At 67.5% G+C, this 26464-nt stretch carries 28 protein-coding genes; 15 read left to right on the top strand and 13 right to left on the bottom strand.

Going from position 1 to position 26464, the window contains the following annotated elements:
- Positions 1 to 258 precede the first annotated feature (258 nt).
- The gene (locus ABFS34_09670; protein ID MEN8375704.1) at positions 259 to 1911 is read left to right on the top strand and encodes an amidohydrolase; all 1653 of its coding nucleotides are present in this window, start codon (positions 259 to 261) and stop codon (positions 1909 to 1911) included.
- 138 nt (positions 1912 to 2049) lie between these two features.
- Positions 2050 to 3642, top strand: coding sequence for a serine hydrolase domain-containing protein (locus ABFS34_09665; protein ID MEN8375703.1), 1593 nt, complete (start codon positions 2050 to 2052; stop codon positions 3640 to 3642).
- A gap of 33 nt (positions 3643 to 3675) precedes the next feature.
- Here the strand turns inward: ABFS34_09665 and ABFS34_09660 are convergent, their stop codons facing one another.
- From ABFS34_09660 to ABFS34_09640, 5 genes are all read right to left on the bottom strand, one after another.
- Positions 3676 to 4650, bottom strand: coding sequence for a fructosamine kinase family protein (locus ABFS34_09660; GenBank protein ID MEN8375702.1), 975 nt, complete (start codon positions 4648 to 4650; stop codon positions 3676 to 3678).
- A gap of 13 nt (positions 4651 to 4663) precedes the next feature.
- Positions 4664 to 6319, bottom strand: coding sequence for an FAD-dependent oxidoreductase (locus tag ABFS34_09655; protein MEN8375701.1), 1656 nt, complete (start codon positions 6317 to 6319; stop codon positions 4664 to 4666).
- 15 nt (positions 6320 to 6334) lie between these two features.
- A complete protein-coding gene (locus ABFS34_09650) occupies positions 6335 to 8149 on the bottom strand; it encodes a PAS domain S-box protein (protein MEN8375700.1) in 1815 nt (604 codons plus the stop codon).
- Positions 8150 to 8153: 4 nt separating this feature from the next.
- Positions 8154 to 8846 carry a cysteine hydrolase gene (locus tag ABFS34_09645; GenBank protein ID MEN8375699.1) on the bottom strand — a complete coding sequence of 231 codons (693 nt, stop codon included), beginning with the start codon at positions 8844 to 8846 and terminating at the stop codon, positions 8154 to 8156.
- A gap of 196 nt (positions 8847 to 9042) precedes the next feature.
- Complete coding sequence (locus ABFS34_09640) at positions 9043 to 9540, bottom strand: low molecular weight protein-tyrosine-phosphatase (protein ID MEN8375698.1); 498 nt, start codon at positions 9538 to 9540, stop codon at positions 9043 to 9045.
- Between the two features lie 96 nt (positions 9541 to 9636).
- Here ABFS34_09640 and ABFS34_09635 point away from each other — a divergent pair, with 96 nt between their 5' ends.
- Together ABFS34_09635 and ABFS34_09630 are read left to right on the top strand one after the other, a co-directional pair.
- Positions 9637 to 10650, top strand: a complete 1014-nt coding sequence (locus ABFS34_09635; protein ID MEN8375697.1) for a hypothetical protein — start codon at positions 9637 to 9639, stop codon at positions 10648 to 10650.
- Positions 10651 to 10723: 73 nt separating this feature from the next.
- Positions 10724 to 11482 (top strand): lytic transglycosylase domain-containing protein, encoded by a 759-nt coding sequence (locus tag ABFS34_09630; protein ID MEN8375696.1) that lies wholly within the window; start codon positions 10724 to 10726, stop codon positions 11480 to 11482.
- Between the two features lie 115 nt (positions 11483 to 11597).
- Here the strand turns inward: ABFS34_09630 and ABFS34_09625 are convergent, their stop codons facing one another.
- From ABFS34_09625 to ABFS34_09605, 5 genes are all read right to left on the bottom strand, one after another.
- Positions 11598 to 12212 carry a sigma-70 family RNA polymerase sigma factor gene (locus tag ABFS34_09625; GenBank protein ID MEN8375695.1) on the bottom strand — a complete coding sequence of 205 codons (615 nt, stop codon included), beginning with the start codon at positions 12210 to 12212 and terminating at the stop codon, positions 11598 to 11600.
- A 193-nt stretch (positions 12213 to 12405) separates the two neighbouring features.
- The gene (locus ABFS34_09620) at positions 12406 to 13824 is read right to left on the bottom strand and encodes an amidohydrolase family protein (GenBank protein MEN8375694.1); all 1419 of its coding nucleotides are present in this window, start codon (positions 13822 to 13824) and stop codon (positions 12406 to 12408) included.
- Between the two features lie 2 nt (positions 13825 to 13826).
- Complete coding sequence (locus ABFS34_09615) at positions 13827 to 14030, bottom strand: hypothetical protein (GenBank protein MEN8375693.1); 204 nt, start codon at positions 14028 to 14030, stop codon at positions 13827 to 13829.
- Position 14031: 1 nt separating this feature from the next.
- Positions 14032 to 15183 carry a saccharopine dehydrogenase C-terminal domain-containing protein gene (locus tag ABFS34_09610; protein MEN8375692.1) on the bottom strand — a complete coding sequence of 384 codons (1152 nt, stop codon included), beginning with the start codon at positions 15181 to 15183 and terminating at the stop codon, positions 14032 to 14034.
- A gap of 204 nt (positions 15184 to 15387) precedes the next feature.
- A complete protein-coding gene (locus tag ABFS34_09605; protein MEN8375691.1) occupies positions 15388 to 17184 on the bottom strand; it encodes a M1 family metallopeptidase in 1797 nt (598 codons plus the stop codon).
- Positions 17185 to 17349: 165 nt separating this feature from the next.
- Here ABFS34_09605 and ABFS34_09600 point away from each other — a divergent pair, with 165 nt between their 5' ends.
- From ABFS34_09600 to ABFS34_09570, 7 genes are all read left to right on the top strand, one after another.
- Positions 17350 to 17886, top strand: a complete 537-nt coding sequence (locus ABFS34_09600) for a dihydrofolate reductase family protein (protein ID MEN8375690.1) — start codon at positions 17350 to 17352, stop codon at positions 17884 to 17886.
- Between the two features lie 42 nt (positions 17887 to 17928).
- The gene (locus ABFS34_09595; GenBank protein MEN8375689.1) at positions 17929 to 18225 is read left to right on the top strand and encodes a DUF2834 domain-containing protein; all 297 of its coding nucleotides are present in this window, start codon (positions 17929 to 17931) and stop codon (positions 18223 to 18225) included.
- Between the two features lie 66 nt (positions 18226 to 18291).
- On the top strand, positions 18292 to 19224 hold the full coding sequence (locus ABFS34_09590; protein MEN8375688.1) for a Phenylacetic acid catabolic protein: 933 nt from the start codon (positions 18292 to 18294) through the stop codon (positions 19222 to 19224).
- The gene (locus ABFS34_09585) at positions 19221 to 19757 is read left to right on the top strand and encodes a metal-sulfur cluster assembly factor (protein MEN8375687.1); all 537 of its coding nucleotides are present in this window, start codon (positions 19221 to 19223) and stop codon (positions 19755 to 19757) included. Before ABFS34_09590 ends, ABFS34_09585 begins: the two co-directional genes overlap by 4 nt.
- Before the next feature lie 34 nt (positions 19758 to 19791).
- On the top strand, positions 19792 to 19992 hold the full coding sequence (locus ABFS34_09580; GenBank protein ID MEN8375686.1) for a phenylacetic acid degradation PaaB family protein: 201 nt from the start codon (positions 19792 to 19794) through the stop codon (positions 19990 to 19992).
- 20 nt (positions 19993 to 20012) lie between these two features.
- On the top strand, positions 20013 to 20831 hold the full coding sequence (locus ABFS34_09575; GenBank protein MEN8375685.1) for a Phenylacetic acid catabolic protein: 819 nt from the start codon (positions 20013 to 20015) through the stop codon (positions 20829 to 20831).
- The gene (locus ABFS34_09570) at positions 20831 to 21046 is read left to right on the top strand and encodes a hypothetical protein (GenBank protein ID MEN8375684.1); all 216 of its coding nucleotides are present in this window, start codon (positions 20831 to 20833) and stop codon (positions 21044 to 21046) included. Before ABFS34_09575 ends, ABFS34_09570 begins: the two co-directional genes overlap by 1 nt.
- Here ABFS34_09570 and ABFS34_09565 read toward each other — a convergent pair.
- Both ABFS34_09565 and ABFS34_09560 read right to left on the bottom strand, forming a co-directional pair.
- The gene (locus ABFS34_09565; protein ID MEN8375683.1) at positions 21033 to 21317 is read right to left on the bottom strand and encodes an antibiotic biosynthesis monooxygenase family protein; all 285 of its coding nucleotides are present in this window, start codon (positions 21315 to 21317) and stop codon (positions 21033 to 21035) included. The genes ABFS34_09570 and ABFS34_09565 overlap by 14 nt on opposite strands.
- Positions 21318 to 21496: 179 nt before the next feature.
- The gene (locus ABFS34_09560) at positions 21497 to 21706 is read right to left on the bottom strand and encodes a hypothetical protein (GenBank protein MEN8375682.1); all 210 of its coding nucleotides are present in this window, start codon (positions 21704 to 21706) and stop codon (positions 21497 to 21499) included.
- Between the two features lie 57 nt (positions 21707 to 21763).
- Between ABFS34_09560 and ABFS34_09555 the strand changes: the two genes are divergently transcribed.
- Positions 21764 to 22288 (top strand): hypothetical protein, encoded by a 525-nt coding sequence (locus ABFS34_09555; protein MEN8375681.1) that lies wholly within the window; start codon positions 21764 to 21766, stop codon positions 22286 to 22288.
- A gap of 9 nt (positions 22289 to 22297) precedes the next feature.
- Here the strand turns inward: ABFS34_09555 and ABFS34_09550 are convergent, their stop codons facing one another.
- The gene (locus ABFS34_09550; protein ID MEN8375680.1) at positions 22298 to 22594 is read right to left on the bottom strand and encodes a hypothetical protein; all 297 of its coding nucleotides are present in this window, start codon (positions 22592 to 22594) and stop codon (positions 22298 to 22300) included.
- 112 nt (positions 22595 to 22706) lie between these two features.
- On the opposite strand from ABFS34_09550, the gene ABFS34_09545 reads away from it, so the two are divergent.
- From ABFS34_09545 to ABFS34_09535, 3 genes are all read left to right on the top strand, one after another.
- Positions 22707 to 23603, top strand: a complete 897-nt coding sequence (locus ABFS34_09545) for an integron integrase (GenBank protein MEN8375679.1) — start codon at positions 22707 to 22709, stop codon at positions 23601 to 23603.
- 421 nt (positions 23604 to 24024) lie between these two features.
- The gene (locus ABFS34_09540; GenBank protein MEN8375678.1) at positions 24025 to 25548 is read left to right on the top strand and encodes a serine hydrolase; all 1524 of its coding nucleotides are present in this window, start codon (positions 24025 to 24027) and stop codon (positions 25546 to 25548) included.
- Positions 25549 to 25772: 224 nt separating this feature from the next.
- The gene (locus ABFS34_09535; GenBank protein MEN8375677.1) at positions 25773 to 26273 is read left to right on the top strand and encodes a hypothetical protein; all 501 of its coding nucleotides are present in this window, start codon (positions 25773 to 25775) and stop codon (positions 26271 to 26273) included.
- Positions 26274 to 26464: the final 191 nt, after the last annotated feature.

Here is a 26464-nt window from a genome sequence, read left to right as displayed (position 1 = left end):
CGGCGATGACCGCTACGCGCGCCTTTCTTTCGCCGCATCCGACGATGACCTTGCCAAAGGCGTCGCGTTGATGGCCGAGGCGCTGGTGGGGGCCTCGGCCTAAGTCCCTCTGCCGCAGGTCTTCACATGAAGCGCACCATCGCCTCAGCGACCCTCGGCGTAGTCCTCGCCTGGGCCCCTTCCGCGGTCAGCTCGCAGGAACCGGCACCCGACCCGACGGCTACCCTCGTCCTCGTCGATGCTCGCGTTTGGACAGGAGTGCCGGACTCTCCCTGGGCGGAAGCCGTGGCGCTACGCGGCGACCGCGTCCTGGCGGTGGGCAGCGAGGGCGACGTGGAGCCCTACCTGAGGGGGGCCACGGTGCGTTCGCTGGGCGGGGCCTTCGTCGCGCCAGGCTTCATCGACAACCACACGCACTTCGAGCGCGCGGGACAGCTACTGCTCGGCATCAACCTGCTGGACGTGGCGGACGCGGCGGGACTGATTGCGCGCGTACGCGATGCGCGCGAGCGGCTGCCGGAGGGAAGCTGGATCGTGGGCGGCGATTGGGGCGCCTACGAGGCGTGGGAGGCCGGCAGCGCTGGCGCGGTGGAGGCCGCGTCACCCGACGCCTCCGTCTTTGCCCCCGACCGGACGCTGATCGACTCGATCACCCCGGCAACCGCAACGCTGCTCTCCCGCTGGGACCGCAGCGCGTACCTGGCCAACGGCCGCGCGCTGGAGCTCGCCGGCCTCATCTGCGACGCCGACGGGGTCGAGTGCGCAGATGGCTCTCCCACGGGCCGACTGAGCCCGGACGCCGCCGCGCGGGTGCGCGCCGTGATTCCCAAGCGGCCGCTGGAGCAGCGGCTGGCCGAGAGCCGGCTCGCGCTGCGTCGCCTGGCGAGCCACGGCGTCACGACGATCCACGACATCACGGGGCCCAACCAACTCGACGTCTTTCAGCGCCTCAAGGAGCGCGGCGAACTGACGGTGCGAGTGTACGCGCGGCCCACGCTGGACAAGTGGGATGAGCTGGCCGCCGTCGGAATCAGGCACGGACACGGCGACGACTGGGTCCGCATCGGCGGCCTCAAGGGCTTCGTGGACGGCATCATGGGCAACTCGTCCGCGCGCTTCTACGAGTCCTACGTCACCACCGGCGTGCGCGGCGACTGGCGCACGATGATGTCGCCACCGGGCAACATGCAGGCGCTTATCGCGGGCGCCGACACGTCCGGGCTTTGGCCGCAGATCCACGCCATCGGCGACGAGGCGATCGACACGCTGCTGGACATGTACAGCGCGGTGCGCGCCGCCTCTCCCCGGCCCAAGCCGCAACGGGTGACGGTGCCGGGGACCAACGCCTCGATCCCGGAGGGTGACCGCTGGCGGGTGATCCACACGCAGGTCATACGCGGCGAAGGCGTCGCCCGCCGCATGGCCGAAATGGGAGTGATCGCCGAGGTGCAGCCCTACCACGCGATCGACGATATGCGCTGGATGGAGGAGCGCATCGGCGAGCGCGGCCGCTGGGCGTACGCGTTCCGCACGCTGCGCGACGCGGGGGTGCTGCTCTCCTTCGGCAGCGACTGGCCCGGCACCAACGCGTCCTGGTATCCCGCGAGCCCCATCCAGGGGATGTACGCCGCGGTCACGCGGAAGACGCTCGATGGCGCGCCCGAGGGCGGCTGGTTCCCCCAGGAGAGCGTGGACGTGGAGACCGCCCTGCGCGCCTACACGGTCAACAATGCCTGGGCGGCGGGGCAGGAAGGCGAGAAGGGTACGCTGGAACCCGGCAAGCTGGCCGATGTGGTTGTGCTGGACCGCTCGCCGTTCGACGTCGAGCCGGACGGACTCAAGGACCTGCGCGTGCTGCTGACGATCGTGGGCGGACGCGTCGTGTACGAGGCGGGCGAAGAGGCGACATGAGGCTCTCTCCCAGGGCGTTACCGGCGCTCGTCGCCAGGCTGCTCGAGGAAAACTGGCAGTTGGCGCCGCGGGCGTTGATCCCATGGTTGTCGTCTATGGACCGTCGGCCCACTGGGGACCGCGATCCGGACGCGACCAATGAGTTTTGAGGAGATGGCCGTGGAAGACGTGGTGAACGCCGGCGAACGGAGCGACCGCAAGGTTCCGAGCGCCAGATTCAACGCGGCACGTAGCCGTGTTACCCGGACCATGTGCGTCGTCGTCACATCGCTCGTGGTGGCTTCGTGCGACTATGCCGCCGGGTCCCGCGACGTCAGCGCGGACGGCGCCGCCGACCCCGCCCAACTGAGTCATCGTTTCACCCCCGCGAAAATGGGCGAGATCGCGGATTCGGTGCGAGCGTTCGTCGATCGCGGGGGCGTCCCTGCCGTCGTCTGGGGGGCGTTCCACGCTGGCGAGGTAGTCGCGTCCGGCGCCTACGGACACATCGATCTCGAGCATCGCGTGCCAGCCTCGACCGACGCAGCATTCGAAATCGGGTCGATCACCAAGCAGTTCACTGCGGTGGCAGTCGTGATGCTGGCGATAGATGGTCGGCTGACACTGCTGGATCCCATTGACCAGTACCTCGATTACCTCCCGGATCGCTGGGCGGGCGTTACGATCCGCCACCTGCTCACGCACACCTCGGGGATTCCCGACTACGAATCCATCATGACGTACGATGGATACCGCGACGTGCTTACTCCGCTCGATGTCGTGGCCATCGCCGATAGCGAGGAGCCGGACTTCGCCCCTGGGGAAGACTATCGGTATTCGAACACGGGGTACTTCCTGCTGTCCGAGATCGTCGGTCGGGTGAGCGGGGTGGACTTCTGGACCTTCCTGGAGCAAAGAATTTTCGAGCCGCTCGGGATGGCCTCTACCCGGCCGGCGAGCCCGGAAGAAATCATACCCGGACGCGCGCGAGGGTATCGATCGATAGACGGGCAGCGTTTCGCGAGGGATCCGATCCAACCTGCGACGACCGGAGGGGCGGGGGGGCTCTTATCAACGCTGGAAGACCTGGCGAAATGGGATCAAGCGCTTCGCGCCGCTACGGTCCTTCCTGGCCAATGGCTGGACAGTATGTGGACGCCGGGTAAGTTGAACGACGGGTCGGAGACCACGTACGGCCTGGGGTGGGATCTGCGGCCGTATCGTGGCTATCGCCGAGTCCGTCACGGCGGGCAGACCGCGGGCTTTACGGCTTCGCTACAACATTTTCTCGATGACTCGGTCTCCGTCGCCTTCTTCTTCAATCAGTTCGGCACGTCGCCAGGCCAGATCCGGGACCTCGTGCTGCACACTGCGGTACCGGGCTCCGGGTATGCAGACCTGCCTGTTATTTCCGAGCCGCCGTCGCCGGGCGCCGCGTCTGTTCGATCCGTTCTTACGTTGTTGGAAGGCCGCGCTACGGGCGCCGCGGGCGCCGACTCCTTGTTTCTTCGCTGGTTCGATAGCCCGCGGCGGGAGTCAATGCGGGAGGAGATTCGCGGGTGGTTCGGACAACTTGATCGGTTCGAGTTCCTGCGTGCGGAGTCGCTCCCGAGCGGGACGGTCAACGACTTCGGCAATCCAGTATCGGAGATGAGGCTTTACCGGATGACCGCCGGGAGCGTGGTCCGTTACTGGCTCTTCTGGCTGGATGAGGGTGGAAGAGTGACGCACTTCTGGCTGCGCAGGAGTTGACGACGGTAACCGCCTGTCTTCCACGCCATCCAATCACAGCTGTCCCAGGACATTGCGGACGCCGGCCAGGTAGCCTCCTCCGAACAGGTTCACGTGGACCAGCAGGTAATAGAGCTGGTAGATCGGCCGTCGAGCGGGGTAGTCCGGTAGCGTAGGCCGCTCCTTCTGGTAGCCCTCGAAAAAGGCGGGCGGGAAGCCGCCGAACAGCTCCGCCATGGCCAGGTCGACCTCGCGGTGGCCCGCGTAGACGCTGGGGTCGATCAGCGCGCCGATCGGTGCGTCCGCCGGCTCCACCCGACTCGCGACCGGCTCCCTCACGCCGACGCCCTCCCGCGCGAACACCACGTTGCCACTCCACAGGTCTCCGTGCAGCAGCGAAAGGCCTTCCTCCCGGGCGCCGGCTAGCAGGTCGGGGAGCGCGTCGCGTAGGCGTTCCAGCCTGGGCAGCAACCCACCCAGAGTCCCTGCAGCCAGCTCGATCTGCGGAGCCAGCCGTCGTGTCCACCAGAACTCGGGCCAGTCGCCCGCGTCGTCGTTGGACTGAGGCAGAAGGCCGATGAAGTTGTGGGCCGGCCAACCGGGCCCGGGAACCTCGACCGGGGCGGAGTGCAGAGCGGCCACCGCGGCCCCCAACTCGCGCCAGGAAGACCTCTTCGCCGGAGTGGGCTCGAGCCACTCCAACAGCAGCCCCATGCCGTCCCCGGCGGCCGGCAGGCCGAGCACGCGCGGCACCCTGACCGCGCCCGTGGACGCAAGCGCGCGCAGTCCGTCGGCCTCCGCCTGAAAGGTCTGCGCGGCGGGATCACGTGGCGGGGCCCACTTGAGGAAAGCGGAAGATTTCCCCGGCCCGGACACGCGCAGCGCGTTCGCGATGCAGCCCCCGGACACCGCGCGGCAATCGAGGTTGGAGCTGCCCCCGGCGGGTGAGTCACCCTCGGGCTCGGCTCCGGCAAGCGCTGCGAGAACCGCGCGCTCCAGCCCCGGCGGAACCGCTTGGGCGGAGCTCACGCCAAGTCGGGCCTCAGACCTCGCCCAGGTAGCGGTGCACGAACATCACCGCCATCGAGCCCTCGCCGACCGCCGATGCGACGCGCTTCACCGACCCGTGCCGGACATCGCCCGCGCAGAACACGCCGGGCACACTGGTCTCCAGCGGGAACGGCGCCCGATCCGGGTAGCCGACCAGCGCGGCAGCCTCGCTCCACTCCGTGTCCGAGCCGGACATGACGAATCCGTGCTCGTCGCGGGCGATGCGCTCGTCCAGCCAGTCCGTGCGCGGCTTGGCGCCGATGAAGATGAACATGGCGGTGGCGTCCACCGTCTCGCTGGTTTCGCCACCTTCCCGCGCGATTACCAGCTTCTCCAGCCGGCCGTCGCCGATCGCTTCGGTGACCTCTGAGCGGGTCCACACGCGGATGTTGGGGGTGCCCCCGATTTGATCGATCAGGTACTGGGACATGCTCGTCGACAGGCTCTCGCCGCGCACCAGCATCGTCACGGTCTCGGCGTACCTGGAGAAGTACATCGCCGCCTGCCCCGCCGAGTTCGCGCCGCCCACGACGTACACGCTCTTGTCGCGCACCGACCCGCCTTCGGTCATGGCGGCGCCGTAGTAGATGCCGGCGCCGGTCAGGTCCTGCACGCCGGGCGCCTCCAGCCAGCGATACGACACCCCCGTCGCGACCAGCACGGCCCTGCAGTCCACCGAAGTGCCGTCGCCCAGCACCACTGCTCGACAGGGCCCATCCGCCTTGATGCAGGCCACTCTCTGCGCCGTCAAGATCTCCACCCCGAAACGCTTGGCCTGGCTCACGGCCCGGTGCGCGAGGTCGCCTCCCGACACGCCCCCGGGGAAGCCCAGGTAGTTCTCGATCTTGGAGCTCATGCCCGCCTGCCCGCCGGGCGCCTGCTCCTCGACCGCGATCGTCTTCAGGCCCTCCGACGCGCCGTACACGGCGGCGGCCAGGCCGGCCGGACCGGCGCCCACGACGACCAGGTCGTAGAACGGCTTGTCCGCCATGGTCTGCAGCCCCACGAGTTCGGCGATCTCCCGGTTGTCGGGGTTCTGGGCCATCGCGCCGTCCGACAGGAACAGACAGGGGAGTTCTACGTCCCCGGCCGCGGCCACGAGTTGGCCCGCCTCCTCGTTCGTCTCGACGTCCAGCCAGCGATACGGGATGTTGTTGCGGGCCAGGAACTCCTTGACCCTGTGGGACGCCGGCGCCCACTGGTGGCCGACCACGCGGACGCCCTCGAACGGCGGCCGATACGACCCCTTCCACTCCTGGAGGAGGTCGGTGAGCACGGGAAAGAGCTTCTCCTGCGGCGGGTCCCAGGGCTTGAGCAGATAGTGGTCGATGTGGACGTCGTTGATCGCCTTGATGGCCGCGTCCGTGTCAGCGTACGCCGTGAGCAGCACCCTCTTGGCGTCGGGATAGAAATCGGTGGCGCGCTCCAGGAACTCCACGCCGCTCATGGCGGGCATGCGCTGATCCACCAGGAACAGCGCGGACGGATCTCCACGGCGTTTGCGCTCGGCGAGGAGCTCGAGAGCGGAGGAACCCGAGGACGCACGCAGGATCCGATAGTCGGACCCGTACTCCCCGCGGAGATCGCGCGCGACCGCCTGGAGCACGTTTTCGTCGTCGTCCAAGGTCAATACGAACGGCTTACTCATGGGCTGGCCTGAGTCCTAGTTGTCGAGTTCGCGGTTCAAATCAGTTGTGCACTCCTCGTCCCCACCGTGGGGCACTCGTACGGTAAACGCCGTCTCCCCCGGCCTGGACCGAAGGTCGATGCTTCCACCGCACCTCTTGGTGACGATCCGGCGCACCACGTCCAGGCCGAGGCCGGTGCCTTCACCCACGTCCTTGGTGGTGAAGAAGGGGTCGAAGATCTTGCTCTGGATGGCGGCCGGAATGCCGGGGCCGTCGTCCATGATTTCGACCGCCGCGAGGCCATCGTCCCGGTACGTGCGGACCTTGAGCGTGCCCTTGCCCTCCATCGCCGCGATGGCGTTGTCTATCAGGTTGGTCCAGACCTGGTTGAGCTCGCTGCCGAAGGTGTTGATCAGCGGGATGGTCCTGTCGTAGTCGCGCTCGAGCTCGACCCCGGACCTCATCTTGTGCGCGAGGATCTTCAGCGTGTCCTCGAGGCCGTCGTGGATGTCGACGTCCTGAACGGGAGCGCGGTCCATGTGCGAATAGGACTTGACCACGCCCACCAGCTCGCTGATTCCCGTGGAGCTCGACACCACCGTACGCGCCAGATCGTTGACCGCGAGGGCCTGGCACAACCAGCCGACCACGAAGGGTACCGCGGACGCGTCCACTATGTCCTCCAGCGCGTCCAGATCCTCGCTGCCGATGCCGGCCCCGACGAGCGCCGGCGCGGTCTCCCACGCCTTGTCGACGTCGTGATCCTCGAGCCAGTCGATGAGCTCGTCCTCGCTGTCGCTCAACTCTACGGCGGACAGCGATCCCGGGTCCTGCGCGCGGTCCCGGAAGTAGCGCAAGCGAGCGTCCAGCTTCTGCCACTCTTCCACGCCCACGCCAGCCGCGCTGACGCCCACCATCGCCGCCTGGAGCGCGTCGATTCCTTCCACGAGCTGATTCGCCGCCCTGCCCGCGGCGGCGGCCGGGTTGTTGAGCTCGTGGGCGAGCCCGGCCGACAGCTTGCCCAGCGCGGCCATCTTCTCCGTCTGTCTGAGCTCCTCCTCGATCTGGTTGCGCTCGGTGATGTCGTTGAACGTCACCACGCAGCCCACCAACTCGCCTTCCTTGTGGACCGGGTACGACCAGTACTCCGCGGGGAAGGCCTTCCCGTCCGCGCAGAACATGACCTCGTCGTCGACGTTGGTACCCTTGCCCTCCACGAATGCCTTGTAGATGCGGCACTCCTCCACCGGATAGGGCTGTCCGTTCGGGCGCGTGTGATGCACGAGGTTGTGCATGTGCTTGCCGAGCAGCACGTCCACGCTCTCGAATCCGAGTATTTCCGCGCATGCCGGGTTGGCGAAGGTGCAGTTGCCCTGGAGGTCGACCCCGTAGATGCCTTCACCGGTGGAGTCGAGGAGGAGCCGCACGAACTCGTGCGACTCCAGCAGGTCCGCCTCTACCTTCTTCCTGTCGGTGATGTCAACGAACGTCAGTACGCATCCCACCAACTCCCCGTCCTGCTCCATGGGGAAGGACCAGTACTCGGCGGGAAACGCCACGTCGCCCTTCTTGAACATCACCTCGTCGTCGACGTGCGTCCCCTTGCCGCTCCGAAAAGCCTGGTAGATGCGGCATTCCTTCTCGGGATAGGGCGTGCCGTCCGGGCGCGTGTGGTGCACCAGATTGTGCATGTGCTGGCCCAGCAGATCGTCGACGCTGTCGAACCCGAGGATGCGCACGCATGCGGGATTCGCGAAGGTGCAAAGCCCGTTCAGGTCGATGCCGTAGATCCCCTCCCCCGTGGAGGAGAGGATCAGACGGACGAACTCCTCGCTTGCGACTTTCCCCACTGCCTCAGGCGCCCTGGATCGCGCCGACCGCCTCGTCGGTGGTCATGACCTGGCTGGCGATCATGCGGAAGTTGAGCAGCGCCGCCTGGTAGAAGTCGCCGCCGGGGAGCTGCGCCCCCGCCGTTGCGTCCTTGACGACCGCCACCTCGAACCCCTGCTCGGTCAGCTCGCGCAGGTGGGCCTCCACGCACAGGTTCGCCGACATCCCGGCCAGGATCACCTTGTCGATGCCGCGCTTGCGCAGCTGTAGCACCAGGTCGTTCGACTCCGGACCGTAGACCTTGTGGGGGCTCGCCACGACCACGTTGTCGCGCTCGATCAGGTCCTTGAGCGGCTCGTGCCAGTCGGCGCCCGAGCCGTCGAGGCCCTCGGTCGTGATCTGGCCCTTGCGGTCGAACATGCCCACCGCGTGCATCATCTTCTCGAGCGCCCCGCCGAAGTTCCACGCGTGATCGTGCGGGAAGTAGTAATGCGGCGAGACGAAGACCGTCATGCCGGCGCTGTGCGCGGCGCTCAGGAGCTGGCGCAGGTGCTCGACGGTGTTGTTCTCCTGGACGCTGTTGCCGACTACTCCCCAAACGACGCCGTCCTCGGACAGGAAGTCCTTCTGCGGATCTGTGATCACCAGGGCGGTGCTATCCCGTTCGACGTTGAGTCCGGGGTTGGGAAGGATATCGTCGTACGTCTGTTCGGACATTGCTGTGCTCCTCCGCGTAGGCAGCGCCGTGGCCGGGCACGTCCCGACCTGCCGACTCCACCGTGGTCAGTTGGGTTGTGGTCGCGTGACGGATGCCGACGCCTCCCACGGAGTGGGGTGCCATCGGCTGGATTCCATTTCTCCCGCTCCTTCGGAATACACCAGTGTCGCAAGAGGTTCACCGGCCGCACCGACTTCAGGAAAGCTCTTCGATCAGGTGCGCCAGCAAGGCCCGCGTGGAACGCTCGACCATGTCGTGGACATCGTCGAATCCCGACGGGCCGCCGTAGTAGGGATCCGGCACGTCGGCGTCGTCATCGGCCGCGGGATCGAACGATCGTAGCAGGTGGACGCGAGCGGTAGCGTCAGCGGGCTTGCGCGCCTTGATCTCCGCCAGGTTGCTCCTGTCCATCGCCACGATGTGGTCGAACTCGTAGTAGTCGTCGGCTTCCAGGCGGCGGGCGCGCCCCGACACCACGACGCCGCGCCGCAGGGCGGTCTCGGCGCTGCGGCGGTCGGGCGGCTCACCGATATGGTAGGCGGCGGTGCCCGCGGAGTCGACCTCGAACGCCCCGGCCGCGCCTTCGCCTCCCGCGTGATGGCGGAACAGCGCCTCCCCCACCGGGGACCGACAGATGTTGCCCAGGCAAACGAAGAGGACCCGGGTCGCGCTACCGCTCGATGGCTCGTTCATGCGGCCCTAGTGTAGGCTCGCCGGGGCGGCGTGGCTAACCTTTCGCCGCCGCCCGGAGCACCCCGTCTTCCAGTCACGCGACCGGTGGCCATGCCGATGGACCAAGCGACTCTGATTCCCCGCGGCGCACGCGCGGGTGCCCTCGCCGGGCTGGCCATCCTGGCTTCGGCCTGCGGTGACCAGGGGCGATCGAGCGGCTCCGCGGACCCGGGAGCGGGCGCGGCCATCGCCGCCACCCAGGGCGCGGACGGGGGAGCCGCGCTCGGCGCCGAGCAGGGCACGTCTCAGCCGACCGCGACGCCCTCCGCGCCCACCTGCTCGCGGTTCGAGACCGTGGCGGAGTTCGCGGTGACTTGGAGGGAGACGAGCGGGCTGGCCCGCTCCGCCCGCTCGGATTCGATCCTGTGGACGCACAACGACTCGGGCGGCGAGGCCTCTTTGGCGGCGCTGGACCTGGCGGGGCGCACGCTGGGCGTCGTGGGCATACCCGGCGCGCGGAACCGGGACTGGGAGGCGCTCTCCGCGGGCCCCTGTGCGGAGGGGTCGTGCCTGTTCATCGGCGACATCGGCGACAACCTGAACGAGCGCGATCCGGTGACCATCTACCGGGTCACCGAACCCCCGGTGGACGCGAGTCGCTCAGCGCGCGCCAGGGCCTGGTCGCTCACCTATCCGGGCGGGCCACGCGACGCCGAGGGTCTGGCGGTGCATCCCGCCACCGGCGAGGTGTGGATCGTGTCCAAGGGCCGCGCGCACGCGATCGAAGTCTTCCGGGTGCCGCTCGGCGACGAGTCGGCCGAGGTTGTCGCCGATCCGGTGATCGCCCTGACGAACCGCCCGGTCACCCCGGGACGCATGATCACGGGCGCGACGTTCAGTCCCGACGGGCGCTGGCTCCTCGTCCGCTCCTACACCGAGCTCTTCTTCCTGCCGGTCGACGACGCGGGCGTCCCCGGCCCTCCCGCCAGGCCGACTGTGGACCTTGCCCCGCTCGGCGAGAGGCAGGGAGAGGCGGTGGAGGCGTTTGCCGATGGCTGGGTCTATTTCACGAGCGAGGCCCGGCTCTCGGGGGCCGCTCCGGTGCTGAGCCGCGCGTCGTGCTCGTTCTAGGCGGCTGGCACGGATGCTGCTAAGGCGCTCGCTCGAAGGGTGAAGTCATAGATGAGGTACCACAGGGGGATCGATGTTGGATTCGGCGCGCGCGCAAGCGCGCCATAGATCGCACGCCGCGGGCGACACGACGCGGCGTCGCGCGAGAATCAGTACGTGGGGCCGGGGGACCAGGGCGTTCCTGATCGCGATCGGGTTCGGCGCCATGGCGCTCCCGGGCTCGGAGCTGGCCGACGGGCTGGACGCTCACGGCATCGCCGAGGCGGCCAACTCGCCGCGGGCGTGGCCGCTGACGGCCGTGCGCGATGCGACGGCGCCCGCGCGAACCCGTGCGGGGGCCACTCCGGCTGCGCTCCAGCGACCTGGTGCCGTGATGCTGTCTCACGCCTTCCTGCGGTCTCCGCGTGAAGGCGCGATCGAGGTCGCCATGGATCGCTTCGGCATCGCGCGGGACCTGGCCGAGGACATCCACGACATGGCTCTGGCGGAGGGCGTCGACCCGTCCATCGCGTTCGGCCTGGTCTTCACCGAAAGCTCGTTTCGCGAGCGCGTGGTCAGCTACGCGGGCGCGCTCGGTCTGACGCAGGTGCTGCCGACGACCGCCGTCTGGATCCTCGACGAGCAGCGCGACGCGGACTCGCTCTTCGAGCGCGACACCAACCTGCGCGCGGGCTTCCGCTACCTGAGCTATTTGCTGGAGCGCTACGACGGGGACCTGCACCTGGCGTTGCTGGCGTACAATCGGGGTCCGGGGACCGTCGAGCGCGTCCTGCGCCGCGGCCGCAGCCCCGACAACGGCTACGCGGACCGGGTTCTGGAGCACGCCGTCTAAGGACGCCCCGCCTGCCGGCCAATCGGCCGGCCGCGCGGCCGATGCGAAAGGGGCGCCGGATCCGACGATCCGACGCCCCTTCTTCGTGCCTCTATCCGGGCCGCGGCCTAGTCCACTAATTCAGGCTCGGCTCGATCAACTCGGCGAAGCTGGTGCGCGCCCTGTGCAGACGGCTCTTCACCGTGCCCAGGTTAACGCCCGTGATCTCCGCGATCTCGTCGTAGCTCTTGCCCTCCAGCTCGCGCAGTCGGAAGACCTTCTGGTGGTGCTCGGGGAGCTTGTCCACCGTCTCCTCGACCGCCTGCCGGAGGAAGCGCTTCCGGTACAGCGAGTCCGGCCGCATGGAAGAGTCCTCGAACTCCAGCGGACGATGCTCCGGGTCCCACTGGTTGGTTAGCCGTTGGAACAGCACCAGCGGGCTCCGCGAGCGGTTGCGCAACTCGTTCTTCGCCAGGTTGGTGCAGATCGTATAGATCCACGTCGAGAATTTCTTGCTCTGGTCGAAGCGATGCAGGTGACGAGTCACCCGCACGAAAGCCTCCTGCACCAGATCCTCGGCGCGGTCCCAATCGCCCGTCTTCTTGGCGATGAAATAGATCAGCTTGTCGCGGTACCTGTCATACAGCTCCCCGAACGCGGTCGGGTGGCCGTCCAGGTGAGCCGCCACGAGCTGGGAGTCGGTGAGCTCGCGCGGAGCAAGCAGACCAACTCGATTCGACGTCTTGACCATAAGAACCTCCATAACGGCGGAGGGCGCCCGGCGTTGCTGCGAGCACCCCCTCGGAGCGCCAATCTGGCACTCGCCGGATATATCTCCTTGTGCGCCTACCGGTTACGGTTCGAGCGCAGCCGGGGCAAGCTACGGCGCACGTGCATAATCGTCAAGGATCGTGCCGCGCCGTTCTGCCAAGGTGGCGGGCGGCCTACTGATCCCGCCTGCCGGCCATCATCGGCGGCACCTCGACCTGATCGTGGCCGCGCTTGTAGACGACCCCGCCCCTCATCACGAATGAGACGTCCATGAGCGCGCCGACGTTGTCCAGCGGGTCGCCCTCCACCGCGATCAGGTCGGCGTACTTGCCGGGCTCGATCGTGCCCAGATCGGCCGATTTGCCCAGCAGGTCGGCCGCGTCGATCGTGGCGGCGTGGATGGCGCGCGCAGGGGTCATGCCTGCCTCCACGAGCAGCCGGAACTCGTCCGCGTTGGTGCCGTGCGGAAACACTCCCGCATCGGTACCGAAGGCGATCTTGACGCCCTCGGCTATGGCGCGCCGTACGGAGTTATCGAAGAACGGCCCTATCTCCAGCGCCTTCTGCGCCGAAAACGGCGTGAGCGAGCCGTCTCGAGCGCCCTTCGTCACCGCGTCGAACGCCATCATGGTCGGCACCATGTAGGTGCCGTGCTCCTTCATGAGGTCGATCGCTTCGTCGTCCAGGATCGAACCGTGCTCGATGGACGCCACGCCCGCGCGCACGGCGGTCTTGATACCCTCGTTGCCGTGCGCGTGCGCGGCGACCTTGCGCTCGGCCATCTCGGCGGTCTCCACGATGGAGCGGATCTCCTCCAGGGTGTACTGCGGCACGCCCACCGCGTCGCCCGCCGACAGCACGCCGCCGGTCGCACAGATCTTGATCACGTCCGCGCCGTACTTGACCTGATAGCGCACCGCCGCGGCGACGTCCTCCGCGCCGTTGGCCACGCCCTGCTCGATGCCGGGCTCCTCGAGAGCGTCGGGCCGGTAGCCGTTCATGTCGCAGTGCCCGCCGGTGATGCCCAGGCCGTGCCCCGCGGTGAATATGCGCGGCCCCGGCACCAACCCCTCGTTGACCGCCTGCTTGAGCGCCACGTCGGCGAAGTCCCCCGCGCCCACGTTGCGCACCGTCGTGAAGCCCGCCATGAGCGTCAGCCGGGCGTTCTTGGCGCCCACGATGGCCGCGTAGCCTGGCCACTCGTGCAGGCGATGATCCGACCTGCCGCCGCTGGGATCCCCGTTGAGGTGCGTGTGCATGTCGATGAAGCCCGGCAGCACGGTCATCCCCGACAGGTCCTCCACGCGGGCGCCGTCGGGGATCGCGACGTCGGCCCCCACCGCCTCGATGCGGTCGCCGCGGATCAGGATCGTGACCCCTTCGCGGTACGTGCCGGAGGCGGCGTCGACGATCCGGCCTGCGCGGACCGCGACCACGGGCCCGTCCTGCGCCGCCGCCCCCACGGGCAGGAGTCCCGAGACGGCGACGAGGCCGGCCAGGGCAGCGAACGCGGCGGCTCGGCGTCCGCGCCGAGTCTTCCTGCCGGCGCGGTCCGGCCCCACCCGATTCCCTGATGTCGCGCTCCCGCGCATGGCTAGCTCCCGTTTGAAAGGTTGGCTGGTACGGCGGAGTAGGGTGCTTCGGTGGTGGCCCCCACGGGCCCGATCTCCTGCAATTCCTGCGGCTTCAGCAGCCGGAACACGGCCCACACGACGAGCAGCGTGAGCAGCAAACCCACCGCCCACACGAGCAGCGGCTGCGACCGGCTGGGCAGCCCGGGCCTGCGACCGTGCCGCACGCTATTCGGTCCTGCGTTCGATGACCACGCCCCGCTTGGCCAGCTCGTCGATGTACTCCGGCGCGGGCACCGCAAGGTCCGGCGTCACGACGCCTCGCCGATCGATACGTCCGTCCGCCTGCATCTGCCCGATGATCGACAGGGAATACCCGGTGGTCCGCTCCATGGCGCTGATCCCGCGCTCCTCGTCCATGCGGTCCAGGAGGTCGTACTCGACCCTGGCGTCCCGGCCGTTCCTGGTCCCCTCCACCACCACCCTGAGCGCCACGAGGTCCGGGCTGTGCGGGCGGCGCAGGTGGGGCTCCACGACGGCGATGAAGGCCTGGCGGGGGACGACCTCTCCGTTGTGGCCGGACACCGGCTCGAGACCGAAGAGGCCGAGTTCCCGCATGGCACGCATGAGTTCGGCGTGCCCCGGGTAGCGCAGCGTCTTGTACTCGACGGTGGGCACCTTCCCCTCCAGCCGCCAGGGCAGCGTCGAAATGCCGCCCGCGGTATGGAACGCCTCCAGGGTGCCCACGTCGCCACCGAACTCGACCGGCTCTATCTCGCTCAGCGGCTCGACCTCGGTGCGGCGGCCGCCGCGCACGATGAACGAGGGGGTCGTGTAGTAGTCGAGCACGCCCTCGAGCGAGTAGACGAGCTGATAGTTGAGCGGCGGCTCGGGGTGTTGAGGCAGGCCGCCCACGTAGATGCGAACGGCGCTGGTCTCGTCCATGGCCGCCATGCCGTCGGCCGCCAGGATATTCACCATCCCGGGCGCCAATCCGCAGTCGGGAACTACGCTGACTCCGGCCGCGCGGGCGTCGTCGTCCAGCTCCAACTGCTGGAAGACGATGTCGGTGTTGCCGCCCAGATCCGCGTAGTGGACGCCGGCGCCCACCGCCAGGCGGGTCATGGGGACGGCGAAATAGTAGGGCAGCGCGTTCAGGCAGCAGTCCACGCCCTGCATCGCGTCGGCAGCCTGCGACTCGTCGCGCGCGTCCAGCGCGCGCAGCTCGAGGCGCGGGTCGTCGCGGCGAGCTTCCAGGAACGGCGGCAAACCGTCCAGCTTCTGGTCGGCCAGCCGCACCAACTCCACGGCGTCGCTCTCCAGCAGGTCGAAGGCGCAGGCAGAGCCCTGCTTTCCGGCCCCCAGTACCAGAATCTTCATCTCGTCTCCAGGCGCGGCTCGGCGGGCGCGCCGTTGCGTTCGGTCGTCACAGGTTCGGAGGCGCGGAGTCTGCGGGGGACGGCCGGACGTGTCAATCCACAAGGCGAAGGGCGCCGGGATCGCTCCCGACGCCCTCGGTGACGCGGCCGGCTCGTGTCGACTCGAAGGCGGGCGACGCCCGGCGCCTCCGGCTTCGAGAATCGCCTACTGATTGGGCGCGTTCTGGATCAGCACGTTGCCGTCCGGATCCAGGACCAGACGCGTGGGCCGGCCCGGCACGCGGAACCGCACGCGGGAGCTCCGCTCGGTGATCTCCGCTTCACGCCTGATGGGCCCCTGGTTGGTCACGAACTCCATTTCCAGGTTGAAATGGAACGTCGGCCAGCTCTCCGGCTGCACCTGCTCGATCTCCACCACCGCGGACCCGGAGTCCCAGCGCCACTCGGCCGCCAGGACGGGGTGGCCCGGGCTGTTCAGCCACTGGTCCATGAACGGCTGCAGGTCCTTGCCCGACACTTCCTCCACTACCCGCTGAAGATCCGCGCTGAGCACGGACCGACCTTCGTTCTCGCGATAGAAGCGCCGCATCGCCTCGAAGAAGTCCGCGTCGCCCACCTCGCCCCGGATCATGTGCAGGACCCACGCGCCCTTCTGGTAGTTCACCGCGTTGAGAAGGTCGAACAGGTTGCCCGGGTTCTCGTCGATCAGCGGGGTGTTGACCACGGGCGATTCGAAGTAGCGCACCGCGTGGCGGTCCATCAGCTCGTCGAACGCGAGCCGGCTGTCCATGCGCTCGTAGATCACCGCGCCGAAGTAGGTGGCGAAACCCTCGGACAGCCACAGGTGGCTCCAGTTCGCCTCGGTCACCCCATCCCCGAACCACTGGTGGGCGATCTCGTGCGCGACGGTCTCTTCGATGCGCTGGCCCTCCGCCAGCGCCCTCTCCGGATAGAAGATGGCGCCCGAATTCTCCATGCCGCCGAAGCGCGTGGACGACTGCACCTGCGCCAGCTTCTCGTACGGGTACGGCCCGATCAACTCGGCGAGCGTCTCGACCATCTGCGGCGAGCGGAAGAAGCTGGCCTTGGCCCGTACGCTGTCCTGAGGAAACGTCCACAGCGTGACCGGCACGCAGCCGTCACGGTTCAGCGACGTGAACCCCCCGCTCGCGCAGTCGTCCAGCATGTTCACGGAGAACACCGAGGCGCCGATGACCATGGTGTACGTGGGGATGGGGACCGGCAGCTCATAGCGCCACAGCAAGCCCGAGCCGACCGGCCAGATGCCGGCCGGACCCTCGGTGGGCGGCACCGTCGGCTCCAGCTTCAACTCTCCGTTGGCGATCACCTGCAGGTCGTCGGGCGCGCGCACGGTGTAGCTGACGGACGCCTTGTCGCTGGGGTGGTCGATGGACGGAAACCAGAAGCGCGCGCGGTCCGGCCAGTTGTCCGCGAACACGCCGCGCACGCCGTGCAGGTTGTTCTGGATGAAGAGGCCGTCGTCGGGCTCACCCGCGTAGACGATCTCGACGATGGCGGTGTCGCCAGCATTGGCGCCGGGCAGCGGCACGATCACCCGACCCTCCGCGAGGGGCGCCTGCACCACCTCCATCGTCCCGGCCGACGTGCCCGCGCGCACGCGACCGACCGACATGCCCGACAGGTCCAGCGGCAGCGGCGTACCCTCGTATTCCGGGGTGAGCGCCACGCGCATGGTCATGACGCCCTGGATGCGGCTGCCCTCGTCGGGGATGTGGAGCGACAGGTCGTAGTGCAGCGCGTCGAAGCCGGCGGCGTAGGGCCCGCTGCCCGGAACCTGGCCGGCCTCCACGGCGGGTGGTTCCACGCCGTAGTTGACCGCTAGCGGATCCGGCGCCGGCGGAGGGGGAGGCGGTGCGGAACCGCCGCAGGCCGCCAGGAGAAGGGTCAGGATTGCGGCCCCGGCCGCGCCACGTCCGACGTACAGGGATGTGACCGTCTTCGCTCGCTCGACTCGCTCCACCACCACCCTCCGGGCTCTGTTGGTTGGACCAGTCGCGGCGCGATCCGGCGCGCGCGAGAGGCTCGCACGCCGCGCCGCCGCTACAAGGTATGGCGTTACCTCGATTCTCGCCTCCATGGCGACGCAAGCCATAGACTGCACTGATCAGGAGCCCTGGAGGTCGTCATGCGCAGAATCCGTTACTCGGTGGCAATGAGCCTCGATGGCTATATCGCAGGCCCCGCTGGCGAGGCCGATTGGATCGCGATGGATCCGGGAATCGACTTCAGTGCATTCGTGGCCCGCTTCGACACGATCCTGCTGGGCCGCAAGTCCTTCGAGTTGATGGCGGAAAGCGGAGGAGATGGGCCGGTGTTCGGCATGGACACCTACGTGGCGTCGCGGACCCTCCGGCCGGAGGATTGTCCTGCAGTCACTGTGCTGGGCGAAAACGCAGAGGAGCGAATCGCGAAGCTGCGTTCGGGCGATGGCAAGGACATTTGGCTGTTCGGCGGGGGGCTGCTCTTCCGGAGCCTGCTCGAGGCCGGTCTCGTCGACGCGGTCGAGGTGGGAATAATCCCCATCCTTCTGGGAAGCGGGATCCCCTTGCTGCCCCCGATCGAAACCCGAGTACCGCTCGAGCTCACCGGCCACCGTCACTACGCAAGCACCGGCACCGTCTTCCTGGAGTACTCGGTAGGACTTTCGGACGATGACGGCTGATCGGCACTCGGCGCACCCGTTCCTCGTGCGGGAGGAGTTCCAATGAAGAACGTGTATCTGCTGCTGGCGATCCTCGGAGCGATCGTCCCCTACGGCTTCTTCATAGCCCATTTCCAGGCCGAGGGGCTCGCGCTCGACACTTTCATCCGGGCGCTGTTCGTCAACGGCGCGGCGGGCGGCTTCACCGCGGACCTGCTGATCTCCAGCGCGGCGTTCTGGGTCTGGCTGTTCGCCAGCCGCGCGAAGAAACCGTGGCTGTTCGTCGGGTTGAATTTCTTCATCGGCCTCTCGTGTGCGTTCCCGGCGTACCTGTACGCCCGCGCACGGGACGCAGATTGACCCCCGACGCAACGGTCCGTTAGGTTTTCGAACGATTGTTCGAAAGCCTCGCACACCACCGCGCCAATGACCGAGCAGGAGATCAAGGACAAGGTCCACAACGGCTACATTCTGGAGTCGCCCGAGGAGATGACCGAGGGCTATCGCAAGGCCCTCATCGTCCAACTGACCGTACAGGGCGACACCGAGCTGATGAGCGCGCCCTCCTACTGGGGCGCCGCGCAGGACGCACCCTCCACCAACACGATGGTCAGCGCGCTCGCCATCATTCAGGACGAGTTGGCGCACGCCAACATCGCCTACCGCCTGCTCGAGGACATGGGCGTGGACAAGGAGTGGCTCGTGTACGGCCGGGAGCCGCACGAGTTCAAGCACCCCTACGGCTTCGACCAGCCGCTGGACAGCTGGGCCGAGCTGGTGGTCGCCAACGGCTTCTTCGACCGCGCCGGCATCACCCTGCTGGGCGACGTCTTCCGCAACACCAGCTACGGGCCGCTCAAGCGCGCGCTCGTGAAGGTGGACCTGGAGGAGACCTTCCACCTGCGCCACGGCGAGGTCTGGATGAAGCGCCTGTGCGCCGGCAACGGCGAGGCCAAGGCGCGGGTGCAGCGCGCGGTCGACTGGATGTTTCCGATGACCATCGAGTGGTTCGGCCTGCCCGACGAGCTCAAGCGCCACAGCGGCCAGCTCGACTACAAGCTCAAGGGCATGACCAATGACGAGCTGCGCCAGGTGTGGATGTCGGCGACGGTGCCGCTGTGCGAGGGCCTCGGCCTGGACGCGCCCGCGCACTACGACGCCGACAAGGAAGAGTACGTGCTGGACTACCCCTTCCCCTGTCAGTACGACGCGGCGGAGAAGCGCTGGCTCTTCGACGAGGGCGAGATCTCCTGGGACGAGGTGTTCAAGCGGTGGAAGGCGCGCGGCCCCATGAACGAGTTCTACGTGGAGTCGGTGCGGCGCAGCCACGGCGACGTGAACCGCCTGGTGGCCGCTTGAGTCTGCACATCCCGCTGCCGACGGTGCCCGCGAAGGCGAGGGTGCCGGAGCACGTGGCGGCGCCGCAGAGCGCGGGGACGCAGCCAGGCGATCGAGGGTCTCTGGACGGCCCGTACTTCCGCAGCAACCTCCCGGAGCTGCGCGCCACCCTGGAGACCGCCGGGTCAGCCGCCCTGGGCGTCGACTACGTCTGCCAAGCGCCGTTCGACCCCGCCGAGGTGCCCGCCGAGACGCTGCCGCTGTGGACCGCGCTGCGCGATGTGCTGGACCCCGAGCTGCCCATCAGCGTGGTGGACATGGGCCTGATATACGACTTGCGACGCGATGGAAGCGCCGTGCTGGTCACGCTGACCTACACGGCCACCGGCTGCCCCTGCGTCTTCTTCATCCGGACCGACATCACCGAGCGCCTCCTGGCCGAGCCCGACGTGGACTCGGTGGAGCTGCGCGAGGTGTGGGACCCGCCCTGGACGCGGGCCATGATGACGGAACACGGCCGCGCCGAGCTGCGCAAGCTGGGAGTCGCGGCGTGACGGCGCGCGCCACGTACCGCGGAGGGTACGCCCGATGACGCTCGAAACAGTATACGAGGTATTCGCGCGCAAGAGCCGCGGCGAGCCGCTGCGCCACATCGGCAACGTGAACTCGGCCACGGACGACCTCGCGCGCGTGTACGCGTACAGCACCTACGACGAGGAGAAGTGGTTCGACATGTTCGTCGTCCGCCGCGAGCAGTTCATGGAGGTCTTCAACCGGGGGGACGGATAATGGCCGAGCTGGAGACGCCTATGACCGAGGCCGCCTCGGGCCCGAGCTACGCCGACCCCGCAGCGCTACCCGACGACGTCCGCGCCGACGTGCGCGACCTGATCCTGTCGATGGCGGACAGCAAGCGACTGCTGGGCATGCGCTACGCAGAGTGGACGCTGGGCGCGCCGGTGATCGAGGCCGGCATCGCGTGCGCGTCCATGGCGCAGGACGAGTGGGGCCACGCGCGCCTGCTGTACGCGCTGCTGAAGGACTTCGGCGAGGACGTGGGCGCCCTGGAGCACGGTCGCGAGCCCGCCCAGTACGCGAGCATCCCCGCGCTGGACGAGGCCGCCGACACCTGGGCCGACCTGCTGGCGATCAACGCCGCGGTGGACGGCGCGCTCAGCGTGGCGCTCGAGGCGCTCGCGCAGTCCAGCTACGAGCCGCTGCGGCAGCGCGCCGCCAAGTTGCTCGACGAGGAACGCTTCCACGCCGCGCACGCGGTGGCGTGGGCGCGTCGCTTCGCCGAGGGCAGCGATGAGGCCAGGAAGGCGCTGGCGGAAGCGCTGAAGGGCGCCATGCCGTCGGCGTACGCGTGGTTCGGCCCGGCCGATGAGGTGGAAGCGCGACTGCGCACGGCCGGCATCGTGCCCGGCGACCGGCAGTCCGCGCGCAGCCGGCTGTCCGAGCGCCTGGAGGTCATCATGGGGCTGCTGGGCATCGAGCCGCCCGCGTTCGGCGAGGGCGAGTGGGCCGGCTGGGACGCCGCCCGACGCCGCCTGGGCGAGGGGCACCCCGACGCCGCTACCATCGAGCAGATCCGCGGCGACAAGAACCGCGCGTTCCTGATGGACTGATGGCGCACGCGCGCGCGAAGGACTACGACCTGCCGGACAGCCCGCCGTGCGCCTTCTGCGGGGGCACCGAGACGGAGCTCCATTCGCCTTTCGGCACGGCGCTGTCCGTCGCCACCTACTGGTGCCTGACGTGCCGCACCGCGTTCGAGTGGGTGAAGTGGGGCGAGGAGGGAGCGCGTGCTCCCGCCGGGGACGGTCCCCTCAGGCGTCGGTGATGTCGTAGAAGCGGATGCTCGGCGGGCCGACGCACGCGGCGAGTAGCTGGTCGAGCACGCCCGTCTCCTGGCGCCACTCCATGTAACTGTCGAATGCGTCCCTCGTCTCCCACCTATCGACAAGAACGATGTTGTCCCTGTCGTCCTGGCCCTGGTGAGCCAAGATCTCGATGGACCCGTCCCTAGCCCGGGTATCGGGCAGGAGTTCCCGCAACGCGGCAACGAGTTGGTCGCCCGTGCCCTCCTTCGCCTGCACCTCAAGCAGAACCATCACTGCCATCAAGCCCCCTCGCGCGACTGCGCCGTCTGTAGGTCGTTTGCCAACACAGCGTAGATACGCCAGCCTGGCAACGCCTGTTGGGCCAGCAGAGTTCCTAGTAGGGCGGCTATTGGTGTTGGACCAGGCCGGCAACCGGTCACGCGCGACTCGCAAGTGGCGTAGGGGGTCGGCTAGGGCGTCGCCTCGCTGCTCCCCGGGCGCAGGCTCGCCAGCAGCTTCTGATCGAACTCCTGCGCCTTCTTCAACTCGCGCGTATCCTCCCGCAGACCCTCCAGCTCGTCCTGCAAGAGCGCGATCTGCCTCGACAGATCGCCCAGGTCAGGGCCCGCGCCTGGGCCGAAGAAAAGGCCGGAGCTACCCCCGCCGCGATAAACCCCCACCGCCTTCTGCCCATCCAACCGACGGCTGTCGTGCCCCAACTCAGAAGGCGGAGAACAATGCGGCTCATCATCGTCGTTGCCACGTTTGGAATGCTCGCACTTCTCGGCGCCCCGCCGGCGGAAGGGCAGGAGGGTACGTACGACCTGTGGTTGTGCTTCGACGCCTGCGACGAGACCGATCGAGAGTCGCTCGCCTATACGAGAGCCGAGTTGGTGTTGTCGGCGGCTCCCCTGAATCTGGATTCCGTGCCCGCTCAGCAGCTGGAGATGCTTGAGCTTGCACACCCTGGCAGCCCGACGACCGCGAACGGCTGTTTCATCACCCATGTAGAGGCGGGGCGTATCTTTCGGCCCGAGAGCGACGTCTTCAGCCTGGTCGCATGGACCCCTAAGGAAGATTCGAAGATCGCGGTCGAAGCGCCCCAGGAGCCCTTCGTCTACTCCCTGGAGCTCGACCTGTCCGGGGATCTCCTTGGAGCCGGAATGGCTGGAGATCAAGAGGTATACGTATCCGGGGCCCTCAGGTCGCCCGAAGACGGCATCCACTGCGCCAAAGTGGCCCGAGCCGTTCTGGTTCGATAGCGCGTCTTGCTAGGCCGATCCCCCGCCCTCGCCGGCCCGCAGGCTCGCCAGCAACTTCTGATCGAACTCCTGCGCCTTCTTCAGCCCGCGCGTGTCCTCTCGCAGTCCTTCCAGCTCATCCTGCAGCAGCGCGATCTGGGCGGACAACTCCCCCAGGTCCGGACCGCCACCCGACTCCCTGACCGCCTTCGCCAGCGTCTCCACGAACGGCTTGACCGCGAGCCTCAGAGTCAAGCCGAAGGTCAGCCCCGCCACCGGGATCATGACCAGGAGGATGCCGAAGATCGGGATGAGCTCGTCGAACATTTCGTGTTCCGTGTGCAGTCAGCGGATCTCTTCGTGGGGCTCCCTACGGCGCGAGGCGCGTCGAGGATTCGCGTCGCGGCTGAGTCACTCACGAAGGGTCGATCGTCGCTTCGTGCGTTTCCACGACCTGCGCCACCCCGACACGATGGGTTCTGAGGAAATCGTTGGCTTCCTGACCCACCTCGCCACCAACGAGCAGGTCAGCGCATCGACCCAGAACCAGGCCGCGAGCGCTCTGTCCTTCCTCTACCGGGACGTGTTGGGGCGCGAACCGCACATCGGCCGGTCGATCCCTCGCGCGCGTCGACCCCGGCACCTTCCTGTCGTGTTGACACGAACGGAGGCCGCGGTGGTGTTGAGCCAGTTGAGGGGGCCGGTGCGGCTAGCCGCCCTGCTGATGTACGGCTCGGGCCTGCGCCTACTCGAGACGCTCCGGCTGAGGGTCAAGGACGTCGACTTCCGGACGAGACAGCTCGTGATCCGCAGGCCCAAGGGGAACCGCGATCGTGTCACGATGCTGCCAAACGCCGCGGAGCAATCGCTACGAGAAAGGTTCGAATCGAACCGACGACTCTGGCGCTCGGACCTGGAGGACGGCGCCGGCTGGGTGGAGCTGCCACACGCCTTCGCACGGAAGTCCCCGAATGCCGGGCGCGAGTGGACCTGGCAATGGGTCTTTCCCGCCACGCGTAGATACCGGGATGAGGAGACCGGGCAAACCCGCCGCCATCACCTGCACGAGTCAGCGGTCCAGAGACGGGTCGGGCAAGCCGTGCGACGCTCCGGGATCAACAAGCGGGCGACGTGCCATACCTTCCGACACTCCTTTGCGACCCACCTCCTGGAGGACGGCTACGACATCCGCACCATTCAGGAGCTGCTCGGCCACAAGAGCGTCAAAACGACCATGAAGTACACGCACGTCCTGAACCGAGGGGGCCTGGGAGTTCGAAGCCCCGCCGACGCTCTCCCGGACCTGAAGGACCCGCGCAGCGTTGGCGCCGGTTAGGCTGACCGCCTGCGCGAGATATCGCGACGGTATCCACGTCCGAGGGGCTCTCGTAAGCCCGGGTGAGCGAATCGCTTGCTCGCGAATCGCTCACCGCCCATCGTGCCCCGTGGCGGCTGACTAGGCGGAACCGCGTTTGGGGCCGGCCCGGTCAGCCTATGAAGAGTTAGGCCGCACGACATCTGCAATCAAGACGATTGCCGGTGGAAATCCGACCTCCGACAATGCCGAGGGGGACTTCATGGCGCGCCGATTAGGACTGATCGCTTGCCTCTGCTGTATCGTCGGCGGTTGTGGGTCAAGCTCCGATTCCCAGCGCGAACGAGGCGCCGCCGCGTCGTCTACCGACGAGGCGAGTGCACACCCGTATCAGAGGCCGCCTCAACTCGAGGACGGTTGGCAGGCGGGGACCCCGGAGGACGTGGGGCTCTCGAGCGAGCCGCTGGAGGCGATGACGGAGGCGTTGCACCGCGACAACTATCCAAACGTGCACGCCGTATTGATCGCCAAAGATGGGAAGCTGGTCTACGAAGAGCACTTCGAAGGGAGAGCAATCCTATGGGAAGATGGTCAGAGCAAGCCCGCGTTGGCTCGCTTTGACCGCGAGACACTTTACGAGGTGCGGTCGGTGACCAAGAGCGTCACCTCTGCGGTCTTCGGAATCGCCGTGGAGTCGGGTGCCATCGAGTCGGTGGACACATCGCTGTTCGACTACTTCCCCGACTACGCTCACTTGACGACCCCGGAGAAGCGGGAGGTCAGTCTTCGCGATGTGCTGACTATGACCGCCGGCTTCGAATGGTTGGAAGGGACGGGTGGATCGGACGACGAACAGGTGCTCTACGCCGACCCTGATCCAGCCGAGGTCGTCCTCTCCAGACCGTTGGTGACGGAGCCCGGCGCCCGGTATTACTACAGTGGGGGTCTCACGACGCTGCTGGGCCTCGTGGTTGGTCGAGCCACCGGAGGGTCGTTCGGGGCGTACGCGCGCACCCGGCTGTTCGAGCCCCTCGGGATCACCCACGTGGGGTGGGCGTGGCCGGGCACGGAGAACGCGCCACGACCGGCAGAGGACGGTTCGATCTACGTGTCCTCCTGCTGCCAAACGGCCTGGCAGGACGTCGAAGAACTCCACTGGGAGGGCCAATCCCCGTGGTCTTCGGTCGCCGTGCCCTCGGCCGGGCTGTGGATCCGGCCACGCGATCTGCTGAAGATTGGCTCGCTCTACCTCAACGGAGGCCGGTGGAACGACCGACAGATCGTCTCCGAAACGTGGGTGAGAGAGTCGCTCGCTCGCCACACAGACCAATCCGAGGGCGTTCAGGAGCACGGGCCAGGTGTGACATCGACCTCAGGATACGGGTACCAGTGGTGGCACACGCGGTACTTGCTTCCGTACGGCGAGATCACCGTACACGCCGCCGTCGGGAACGGCGGCCAGCGGATCTGGATCGTCCCGGAGTTGGATCTCGTCGCCATCCACATCACCAGCAACTACAACCTGTGGTACTCGTCCTATCAGGCCGACCGGCTGCTCCTGGAACGGATTGTGCCTTGGGCGCTGGGAATCGAGAGCGGATATCGACATGAGTTCGCGCGTCCCGCGCGCGCGCTCGCGCCGGGGGAATGGCCCTCCGTCACACTTCCATCGGAAGAGAGTGCCCGCTACGTCGGTACGTACGATTTCGCGGACGAGCAACTGGAAATCTACGTGGAAGACGGCGTGTTGCGGTATGAGCTCCCCGGCCAGGGCTCGATGGCCCTTTTCCCTGCGGGCGATCATGTCTTCGTGGCGGGACTCGTCGAAGATGGCGAGCCGACCAAGCTCTACTGGCCGGACGAACGGGTCCACTTCGTCCTGGACGAATCGGGCGCGGCGGAGCGATACGAATGGCGATCGGCGGCTACAGGAGAAGTCGCAAGCGTCGCTCCGCGGAGTCGGTAGTGCGGCGTTGGAGGCCGCCGGTGCCGAAGAACCCCGCCTACCCACACGGAGTGCAGCCTAACAAGCGCTAGCAGCTGACGCGCGCTAGATTTTCGGAGCACGCTTCGCTCCTGGCACCTCGGCCGCGCAGCTGAAGCGCAGACCCGTTAGGCTGATGCCACCAACTCCCGAACCTCGCGGTCCTGCGGAGGAGAGCCCTGCCTTCCATCACCGGGGAGGAAGCAATGAACGTTGATCGAGCAGCTCGCTGGGCAGAAGTCCTGGCAAACTTCGGCGTGATCGTCACGCTCGTCGTGCTGATCATTCAGGTCCAGGACAATACCCGGTCACTTCGCGGCCAGGCGATCCTGGATCGGGCCGCTGTATTCACCGAGCCCTTCATTTCATCCGAATCCCTGCTTCCCACTACGCTTGCGAAGTTAACGGCCGTAGATGGTGCCGAGTCGGTTGTCGCGGCGTATATGGACAGATATGACCTGACCTACGAGGAAGGTGCCGCCTGGACCCGACACAAACTCGCTACCTGGACCAGCCTGGAAGCGGAGTATGCCGTTCTCGGTCCATCTACGGGGCTCAGAGAGCGGATTCGCATCCTGTTCCCATTTCCTAACGAGCGAATCTGGCTTACCGGTGGTGGTCTTGACTGGCTCAGCACCGCTGAGTTCCGGGACTATGTTCTGGACGTGTACGCCGAATGGGAGTCCGACCACCCCACGCAGGAGTGACGAGACCTGAGGGAGTTCGTCGGATCCCCTAGTGCTGCGGGCTGCTGGGGGTCAGCCTAACAAGCGTATCTGGACTCCTCCCGAATAGAGTGCAAGAGCGGCGGTCGATGGGCGTGGGTCGACTGCAGTCGTATCTCCGGCCCGATAGTGGGCGTTGGTTGCCCTGGCCACGATGGAAAGTCGCGCGCGGG

Source organism: Gemmatimonadota bacterium, assembly GCA_039715185.1.
Taxonomy (GTDB): domain Bacteria; phylum Gemmatimonadota; class Gemmatimonadetes; order Longimicrobiales; family RSA9; genus DATHRK01.
The sequence above is the reverse complement of the archived record's forward strand: the minus strand, read 5'-3'. Positions and strand labels throughout refer to the sequence as shown.